The organism is Mycobacterium sp., from assembly GCF_040398885.1.
In the GTDB taxonomy this organism is placed as follows: domain Bacteria; phylum Actinomycetota; class Actinomycetes; order Mycobacteriales; family Mycobacteriaceae; genus Mycobacterium.
The window spans coordinates 1-9,800 of sequence record NZ_JBBATF010000120.1; the positions used below are offsets into that span (position 1 = coordinate 1).

General features: G+C 70.7%; 5 protein-coding genes. 4 read left to right on the plus strand and 1 reads right to left on the minus strand.

Going from position 1 to position 9,800, the window contains the following annotated elements; genetic code table 11:
- From ADBZ5U_RS11640 to ADBZ5U_RS11655, 4 genes are all read left to right on the plus strand, one after another.
- A partial coding sequence (locus ADBZ5U_RS11640) for an arabinosyltransferase C-terminal domain-containing protein (RefSeq protein WP_526265570.1) occupies positions 1 to 761 on the plus strand: 761 nt, incomplete at its 5' end.
- 106 nt (positions 762 to 867) lie between these two features.
- A complete protein-coding gene (locus tag ADBZ5U_RS11645; protein WP_526265572.1) occupies positions 868 to 4,137 on the plus strand; it encodes an arabinosyltransferase domain-containing protein in 3,270 nt (1,089 codons plus the stop codon).
- Positions 4,134 to 7,391, plus strand: coding sequence for an arabinosyltransferase domain-containing protein (locus ADBZ5U_RS11650; RefSeq protein ID WP_526265574.1), 3,258 nt, complete (start codon positions 4,134 to 4,136; stop codon positions 7,389 to 7,391). The genes ADBZ5U_RS11645 and ADBZ5U_RS11650 overlap by 4 nt, the downstream gene beginning before the upstream one ends.
- Before the next feature lie 111 nt (positions 7,392 to 7,502).
- A complete protein-coding gene (locus tag ADBZ5U_RS11655; RefSeq protein ID WP_526265576.1) occupies positions 7,503 to 8,849 on the plus strand; it encodes an HNH endonuclease signature motif containing protein in 1,347 nt (448 codons plus the stop codon).
- A gap of 100 nt (positions 8,850 to 8,949) precedes the next feature.
- Here ADBZ5U_RS11655 and ADBZ5U_RS11660 read toward each other — a convergent pair.
- Positions 8,950 to 9,800: protein kinase domain-containing protein (locus ADBZ5U_RS11660; RefSeq protein WP_526265578.1), on the minus strand; the 851-nt coding region annotated here is incomplete at its 5' end.

Here is a 9,800-nt window from a genome sequence, read left to right on the forward strand (position 1 = left end):
TGCCCTTCGGACTCGACCCGGCCACCCCGGTGCTGGGCAGTTGGCGGGCCGGGGTCCAGCAGCCCGCCCGGCTGCGCTCGGCGTGGTACCGGCTGCCCGCGCGAGGGGAATCCGCACCGCTGCTGGTGGTCTCGGCCGCCGGACGCTTCGGCCCCGACGCGGTGGCCGTCGAGTGGGCCACCGATCGGCAGGCCGGCGAGGACTCCCCCGGCGGCTCGCTGCCCCTGGCCGACGTCGGCCCGGCCCCCGGATGGCGCAACCTGCGCGTGCCCCTGGCGCTGATCCCGCCCGACGCCACCCGGGTCCGGGTGGTCGCCGTCGACGACGACCTGGCCCCGTCGCGCTGGATCGCCGTCACCGGACCCCGCGTCCCGGCGCTGCGGACGCTGCAACAGGAGGTCGGCGGCCAGGACCCGGTGCTGCTGGACTGGCTGGTGGGCCTGGCCTTCCCCTGCCAGCGGCCGTTCGGGCACGCAAACGGGGTCACCGAGGTGCCGAAGTGGCGGATCACCCCGGACCGGTTCGACACCGACGCCAACTCCCCGGTGATGGACAACCTCGGCGGGGGCCCGTTGGGCATCACCGAACTGCTGTTCAGCGCCGCCACCGTGCCGAGTTATCTGCGCGACGACTGGTCCCGGGACTGGGGCGCCCTGCAGCGGTTGACCCCGTTCCAACCGCAGGCCACCGCCGCGCGCCTGGAACTGGGCACCGCCACCCGTAGCGGGTTGTGGAGCCCGGCCCCGCTGCGACCGGCTTGAGTCCTCGCGCGAGCAGACACAAATTCCCCCGACACGCCGGTCCGGGGCGGCACTTTGCGTCTGCTCGCGCGGGGAAAGGTGAGCCCGTCGCCTACCATCGACGCTCGTGCCCAGCCTGACGACCCGATCCAACCGGATCGCCCGGCTCGTGGCCCTCCTCGCCGGTCTGGCCGGAATCCTGCTGTGCGGGCTGACCCCGCTGTTGCCGGTCACCCAGAGCACCGCGACCATCCTGTGGCCCCAGGGCGTCGGACCCGAGGGGACCGTGGGCGACATCACCGCGCCGCTGGTGTCCGGAGCGCCCGCCTCGATGGAGGCGTCGATTCCCTGCCCGGCCGTCGCGACCCTGCCCGCCGAGGGCGGGGTGCTGTTCTCGACCAACCCGGCCGACGGCACCGACGCCGCGCGCAACGGTCTGTTCGTGCGCGCCAACACCGACTCGGTGACCGTGGCCTTCCGGGACACGGTGGCGGCGGTGGCCCCGCGCGCAGCGGTGGCCTCCGGCGCCTGCAGCACCCTGCGGGTGTGGGCCGACGCCGGTGCGGTGGGCGCGGACTTCGTCGGAATCCCGGGCGCGGCGGGCACCCTGCCGCCGGACAAGAAGCCTCAGGTGACCGGTGTCTTCACCGAATTGAAGGTGCCGGCCCAGCCGGGCCTGTCGGCCCGCATCGACGTCGACACCCGGTTCGTCACCCGGCCCACCCCGCTGAAACTGGCCGTCATGGTCGCCGGGGTGCTGTGCGTGATCGCCTCGGTGACCGCGCTGGCGGCACTGGACCGGGGGTGGGGCCTCCCGCGGATCCCCGGCGCCCGGCGCCGGATGTGGGCGCACTGGCCGGCCGACGCCGGGGTGATCGGCACCCTGCTGGTGTGGCACGTCATCGGCGCCATCTCCTCCGACGACGGCTACAACCTCACCATCGCCCGCGTCGCCGGGGACGCGGGGTACACCGCCAACTACTTCCGGTACTTCGGCGCCGCCGAGGCCCCCTTCGACTGGTACCAGTCGGTGCTGTCGCAACTGGCGTCGGTCAGCACCGCCGGGGTGTGGATGCGGCTGCCCGCGCTCGCCGCGGCCATCGGCAGTTGGCTGATCCTCAGCCACCGCGTGCTGCCGCGGCTGGGCTCGGCCCGCGGCGGTCTGGCCGGCAGCCGGGTGGCCGTGGCCACCGCCGGTGCGGTGTTCCTGGCCGCCTGGCTGCCGTTCAACAACGGACTTCGGCCCGAGCCGCTGATCGCCTTCGGCGCGCTGGCGGTGTGGATGCTGGTGGAGCGCACCGTCGCCACCCGGCGACTGGCGCCCACCGCGCTGGCGATCGTCGTCGCGGTGTTCTGCGCGACGCTCGCGCCGCAGGGCCTGATGGCCGCCGCACCGCTGCTGGTGGGGGCCCGGGCGATCACCCGCATCATCGGCGGCCGGCGGTCACGCGACGGCGTGCTGGCCCCGCTGGCCGCGCTCGGCGCGGCGCTGTCGGTGTTCTTCGTGGTGGTGTTCCGCGACCAGACGCTGGCCGCTGTCGCCGAGGCGGTGCGCATCAAATACGTTGTCGGCCCGACGATCTCGTGGTACCAGGACTTCCTGCGGTACTACTTCCTGACCGTCGAAGAGCAGAGCGAGGCCTCGCTCACCCGGCGGTTCGCCGTCCTGGTGATGCTGCTGTGCATGTTCGGCCTCCTGGTGACGCTGTTGCGCAAGGGCCGTGTGGCCGGCCTGGCGCGCGGTCCGCTGTGGCGGCTGATCGGAAGCACCGGTCTGGGGTTGCTGTTGCTCACCTTCACCCCGACGAAATGGGCAGTGCAGTTCGGGGCGTTCGCCGGTCTGACCGCGGCGCTGGGCGCGGCGACGGCGTTCGCCTTCGCCACCATCGGACTGCACAGCCGGCGCAATCTCGCCCTGTACCTCACCGCCCTGCTGTTCGTCGTCGCGTTGGCCACCTCCGGTGTCAACGGCTGGTTCTACGTCGGCAACTACGGGGTGCCGTGGTACGACCGACCGCCGGTCCTGGTGCACCGCGCGGTGACGTCCATGTTCCTGGCGATGGCCGTGCTCACCGCACTGATCGCCGGCTGGCTGCACTTCCGGATCGACTACGCCGGTCACACCGAGGTGGCCGACACCCGGCGCAACCGGGTGCTGGCCTCCACCCCGCTGCTGGCGGTGTCTCTGATCATGGTGCTGCTGTCGGTCGGGTCGATGGCCAAGGGATTCGTCCAGCGCTACCCCGCCTACACCAACGGCAAGGCGAACCTGGCGGCACTGGCCTCGGGGCTCTCCGGGAGAAGCTGCGCCATGGCCGACGAGGTTCTGGTCGAGTCCGACACCAACGCCGGGATGCTCCAACCGGCCCCCGGCCAGAAGTGGGGCAAGTACGGCCCGCTGGGCGGTGCGGACCCGGTCGGATTCAACCCCAACGGGGTCAGCGACAACCTCGACCCGGTCGCGCCGTTCGTCGCCAACCCCGGCACGGTGAACTCCGACGGCTCGCCGAACAAGGCGAACTGGGGAATCGGTTTCGCAGGCGGAACCGGCGGCGGCTACGGCCCAGCCGGGGTGAACGGGTCGAAGGTGTTCCTGCCCTTCGGTCTTGACCCCGAGACCACGCCGGTGATGGGCAGCTACAAGCAGAACAAGCTGGCGGCCAAAGCCACCTCGGCCTGGTACGAACTGCCGCCGCGCAGCCCGGACCGCCCGCTGGTGACCGTCGCCGCCGCCGGCGCGATCTGGTACTACGACGACGAGGGCGAGTTCCACTACGGACAGTCGCTGAAGCTGCAGTGGGGTGTGCGCGGGCAGGACGGCACGTTCACCGCGCTGGAGAAGGTGTATCCCATCGACACCCAGGAGCAATTGGCCTGGCGCAACCTGCGTTTCCCGGTCAAGGACGCGCCGCCCGACGCCAATGTGGTGCGCATCGTGGCCGACGATCCGAACCTCTCCACCGAGCAGTGGTTCGGCTTCACCCCGCCGCGGGCGCCGATCCTGCAGACCGCGCAGGCGTTGCTGGGTGACCGGACGCCGGTCTTCATGGACATCGCCAGCGCCGCCCACTTCCCCTGCCAGCGGCCGTTCTCCGAGCACCTGGGTGTCGCCGAGTTGCCGCAGTACCGGATCCGGCCGAACCTCAAGCAGGTGGTGGTGTCGTCGAACATGTGGCAGACAGCCCGCGCCGGCGGGCCTTACCTGTTCATCCAGGCACTGCTGAGCACCACGACGGTGCCGACCTACCTGCGCGACGACTGGTACCGCGACTGGGGCGAGATCGAGCGCTACATCCGCGTGGTTCCCGCCTCGCAGTCGCCCGACGCCGCCGTCGACGAGGGCGCCGCACGGGTATTCGGGTGGAGCCGCAACGGACCGATCAGGGCCCTGCCATGACACAGGTTCTCACCGCCAACGCCCGCGCCTCCGCAGACGAGGTGCGGATCACCCGGATTATGGCGACCGTCGCCGGGTTGCTGGGATTCGTTCTGGCGATACTGACCCCGCTGCTGCCGGTGGTGCAGACCACGGCCACCTTGAACTGGCCGCAGAATGGGCAGCTGAAAAGCGTTACGGCGCCGCTGATCTCGCTCACGCCGGTGTCGATGAACGCCACGGTGCCCTGCGAGGTGATCCGGGCGATGCCGCCCGGTGGCGGGATGGTGTTCGGTCTGGCGCCGCAGAAGGCCAAGAACGCCGCGCTCGATTCGCTGTCGGTCACCGTCGACTCCCAGCGGGTGAACATCACCGACCGCAACGTGGTGGTCGCCAGCGTCCCGCGCGCACAGGTGCAGGCCGCGGGCTGCCAGCGGATCGAGATCACCTCCACCGACGAGGGCACTTTCGCGCAGTTCGTCGGTGTGCCGCCCAGCGCCGACTACCAGGATCTGGACGACGAGGAGAAGGAGAAGTCGCCGCAGACCGGATACGACGATCTGCGCAGCGGTTTCGCGGATCCGAACCTGCGCCCCGGGGTCGTCGGTGTGTTCACCGACCTGTCCGGGCCGGCCCCGCCCGGACTGAAGGTCTCGGCCACCATCGACACCCGGTTCAGCACCCGTCCGACCGCGCTGAAACTGGCCGCGATGCTGTTGTCCATCGCGGCGACTGTCGTTGCGCTGGCGGCCTTGTGGCGACTGGACCGCCTGGACGGGCACCGCATGCACCGGCTGATCCCGCGGCGGTGGCAGACCCTCACCGCGGTGGACGTGACGGTGGTGCTGGCCTTCCTGATCTGGTACGTGATCGGGGCGAACTCCTCCGACGACGGCTACATCCTGCAGATGGCGCGGGTGGCCGAGCACGCCGGGTACATGTCGAACTACTTCCGGTGGTTCGGCGTGCCCGAGGACCCGTTCGGCTGGTACTACAACGTGCTGGCGCTGATGACCCATGTCAGCACCGCGAGCATCTGGATGCGGCTGCCGGATCTGTTGTGCGCGTTCGTCTGCTGGCTGCTGCTGTCCCGTGAGGTGCTGCCCCGACTGGGGCCGGCCGTGGCGGCCAGTCGGCCGGCGTTGTGGGCCGCCGGCCTGGTGCTGCTCGCGGCGTGGATGCCGTTCGACAACGGCCTGCGCCCGGAGGGCCAGATCACCACCGGCGCGCTGATCACCTACGTGCTCATCGAACGCGCCATCACCTCGGGACGGCTCACCCCGTTCGCGCTGGCGATCATCACCGCCGCGTTCACCCTGGGAATCCAGCCGACCGGGCTCATCGCCGTCGCGGCGTTGATCGCCGGCGGCCGGCCGATTCTGCGGATCCTGATGCGGCGGCGCGCCGTCGTCGGCACCCTGCCACTGGTGGCGCCGTTGCTCGCGGCGGGCACCGTCATCCTCACCGTGGTCTTCGCGGACCAGACCCTGGCCACCGTGCTGGAGGCCACCCGCATCCGCACCGAGATCGGGCCGAGCCAGCCGTGGTACACCGAGAACCTGCGGTACTTCTACCTGATCCTGCCGACCGTGGACGGGTCGCTGTCGCGGCGGTTCGGCTTCCTGATCACCGCGCTGTCGCTGTTCATCTCGACCTTCGTCATGTTGCGGCGCAAGCGGATTCCCGGTGTGGCCCGCGGTCCGGCATGGCGGCTGATGGGCGTCATCTACGCCACCCTGTTCTGCCTGATGTTCACCCCGACCAAGTGGGTGCACCACTTCGGGTTGTTCGCCGCGGTGGGCGCCGCGGTGGCCGCGCTGGCCACCGTGCTGGTGTCGCCGTCCGTCCTGCGCTGGTCGCGCAACCGGATGGCCGTCGTCACCGCCGTGCTGTTCGTTCTCGCCCTGACCTTCGCCACCACCAACGGTTGGTGGTACGTGTCGAGTTTCGGTGTGCCGTTCAACAACTCGACGCCGCAGATCCGCGGGATCAGCGTCAGCGCGATGATTCTGGCGCTGTTCGTGCTCTCGGCCCTCTACACGGCGTGGCTGCACCTGACCGGCCGGCGGGGTGAGGGCCGGGTGACCCGGATGCTCACCGCGGGGCCTATCCCGGTGGTGGCCGGATTCATGGTGCTGGTGAACATGGCGTCCATGACGGCCGGGGTGATCCGGCAATACCCCACCTACTCCAACGGGCTGGCCAACGTGCGGGCACTGGCCGGCGGATGCGGACTGGCCGACAACGTTCTCGTCGAACCCGATTCCAACGCGGGCTTCCTGACCGCGCTGCCGGGCGACTACGGCGCGCTGGGCCCCCTCGGCGGGACCAAGCCGGTCGGTTTCAGCCCCAACGGTTTACCGGAGAAGATCGTCGCCGAGGCGATCCGGGTCAACAACCCGACGCCGGGCATCGACCACGACTGGGAGGGCCCGTTCGAGCTCACCGCCGCGGGGATCAACGGATCGAAGATCCCGCTGCCCTACCAGCTCGACCCGGCCCGCGTCCCGGTTGCGGGCAGCTACGTCGACTCCGGCCAGCAGGAGAGCCTGCTCACCTCGGCCTGGTATCAGCTTCCCCCCGACGACGGCGGCCACCCTCTGGTGGTGGTGACCGCCGCGGGAACGATCGCCGGCAACAGCATCCTCAACAACCGCACCGACGGCCAGGCCGTCGAATTGGAGTACGGCCGTCCCGGTCCCGACGGGGCGCCGGTGGCGGCCGGCCGGGTCGAGCCCTTCGACCTCGGGCCGGCGCCGTCATGGCGGAATCTGCGCTTCCCCCGGTCGGCCATTCCCGCCGACGTGACCGCGGTTCGCATTGTGGCCGAGGACAAGTCGCTGTCGCTGGGCGACTGGGTGGCCGTGACGCCGCCGCGGGTGCCCGAGTTGCGCACCATCCAGGAGTACGTCGGGCGCACCACGCCGGTGATGATGGACTGGGCGGTTGGGCTGGCCTTCCCCTGCCAGCAGCCGATGTTGCACACCAACGGAGTCGCCGACGTCCCGCAGTTCCGCATCACGCCGGACTACACCGCCAAGAAGCAGGACACCGACACCTGGCAGGACGGCCGCAACGGCGGCCTGCTCGGGATCAGCGACCTGCTGCTGCGGGCGCATGTGATGTCGACGTACCTGTCGCACGACTGGGGCCGGGACTGGGGTTCGCTGCGCAAGTTCGACACCATCGTCGACGCGACGCCGGCACAGCTGGAGTTGGGCACCGCGACCCGCAGTGGGCTGTGGAAGCCCGGCGAGATCCGGATCAAGGCGTAGAGGAGAGATCCCGGGGCCCTGCCGCGCGGAGGAATCCACAATTCCGCGCTCATCCCCAGCCGCCAACCGGTGCGGCGAAGGTTGTCCGACCCTTCGGGTAGGTTTTCGAACATGAGTTCGATAGCGGATGTGTTGGCCGGGTTGGATGCCGCCCTTGCGGCCGTCGACGCTGTCGACTGGGACGGTCTGCCGGTGGCGGAATTGTTCGACGGCCTTCATCAGCTTGAGACGTTGCGCAGGCGCGCGACCGCGCGTGCCTACGACGGTGCCGCGGCGGCGGATCGCCGCGAAGAGCAGGCACTGGGCGGCAACAGCCACCGGGTTCTCGCCAACGTGCTGAGGATCAGCCCGGGTGAGGCGAAGCGCCGCATCCGGGGTGGCGCCCAACTCGCTCCGCGCACCACATTGACCGGTCAGCAGGTGGCGCCGGAGTTGGCAGCCACCGCGAAAGCCTGGCATTGCGGCACACTCGACGGTGAGCACCTGCGGGTCATCCAGAGGTTCTTCGGGGATCTCCCCGATCATGTCGCGGCGGCCGACTCGGCGAAGGCGGAGGCGTTCCTGGCCGAACAGGCCGCCTTGCTGCGGCCGGACCAATTGGAGAAATTGGCCGGGCAGTTGGCGCTGCGACTCAACCCCGACGGGGAGTTCTCCGACGCCGACCGGGCCCGCAAGCGCGGATTCGCCTGGTGCGGCGGCCAGGGGCCGGACGGGATGAGTGTCGGGCGACTCGTCGCCACACCGGAACTGCGCGCCATGATCGAGGCCTGGACGGCGAAGTTCGCCGCACCCGGGATGTGCAACCCGGAGGACCAAACCCCCACGGTGACAGGTGAACCCAGTCAGGAGGTCGCCGACCGGGATGTCCGCGGGCACGCCCAGCGGCAGCACGACGCCTTGGTGGCCCTGGTACGCGGCCGCCTCGGGGATCCGGCACTGGGCCGGCACAAGGGCTTGCCGGTCACGGTGATCGCGTCTGCCACGCTGGACCAACTGCACACCGGGGCAGGCGTGGCCGTGACAGCCGGCGGCACTCTGCTGCCCATGCGTGACCTGATTCGGATGGCGTCGCACGCCTGGCATTACCTGGCCGTGTTCGAACAGCACAGCCGCCGCCCGCTGTATCTCGGCCGCTCCAAGCGGATCGCCTCAGCGGACCAGCGGATCGTCCTGCACAACAAGGATCGCGGTTGCACCGCGCCGGGCTGCCACATGCCCGGCTACCTCACCGAGGTTCACCACGTGGACGAATGGGCGGAAGGCGGTCCCACCAACATCGACAAGCTCACCTTCGCCTGCAAACGCGATCACGCACTGCTCAAACCCGGCGGCTGGCGAACCCGAAAACTCCGGGACGGCAGCACCGAATGGCTTCCGCCACCGCATCTTCCGCTGCGCGGCGGCGTGAACACCTTCCACCATCCCGAGCGGATGCTGCCCGGGTTCGGCGACGGATGATCCGACCGTGCGACCGCCTACAGGCCCGCCTCGGCCGGCTGTTGCGAGGAATCCGCCTGGCATGTCGAAGCCCCCGCCCTCGCGCTTGGCGGCGCCCCGGTCAGGGCGCGGCCGGGGAAACCGGGTTCGTTCCCTGGTCGGTCGGTACAGAAGACGCAGCAGACTCGGGCGGTGAGCCGGGCGCGGCTTGGACGGGAGCCGCGGCACGCAGGCGCTCGGGCTGCGGTGACCAGACCGTCTGTTCGCCGGCCGGGTCCGGCCGCGCGCAGTAGGCCGGCGTCCCGGATTCGGTCACCGCGGCCGCCCCCAGGACCGCGCAATCGGCGCCGAGCAGGACCACCGGCAGTTCCATCCGTGCCGAGATCGCCGGCGGCGGAGGCGTGTTGGGCGCGGAGTCGGTCATCGCACCGCGGTCCCTGCCGATGACGGCGAAACCCGCGGCGGCCGCCCCGAGCAGGACGAGCCCGGCCAGTCCGGTGGCGGCCCGGCGGCGGCGGTTCTCTGTCGACTCGACTCGCTGATGCCGGCCGGATGCGGTCCCCGCCGGACCGAGCGCCCGTTGCATCGCGTGGGCGAAGTCGCGGCAGCGGTCATAGCGGTCGCGCGGTTCCTTGGCCATCGCCCTGGTGAACACCGGATCGAAGCCGGCGAGTTCCGGGCGGTAGGTCGCGATCGCCGGCGGTCTGGCGCTGATGTGCTGCCCGATGACGACGGCAGGGTTGCTGTCGTCGAACGGCGGACCGCCCGTCATCAGATGAAAGGCGGTGGCCGCCAACGCGTACTGGTCGGCGCGGCCGTCGAGTGGACGGCCGGTCAGCTGCTCGGGCGGAGCGTAGGTCACGGTGCCGACCGTCACCTCGGTTCCGGTCAGGTCACTGGCGTGGCTGACCCAACGGGCGACGCCGAAGTCGGCCAGCATGATGCGGTCGGCGCCCCCGGTCGCGGCGCCCC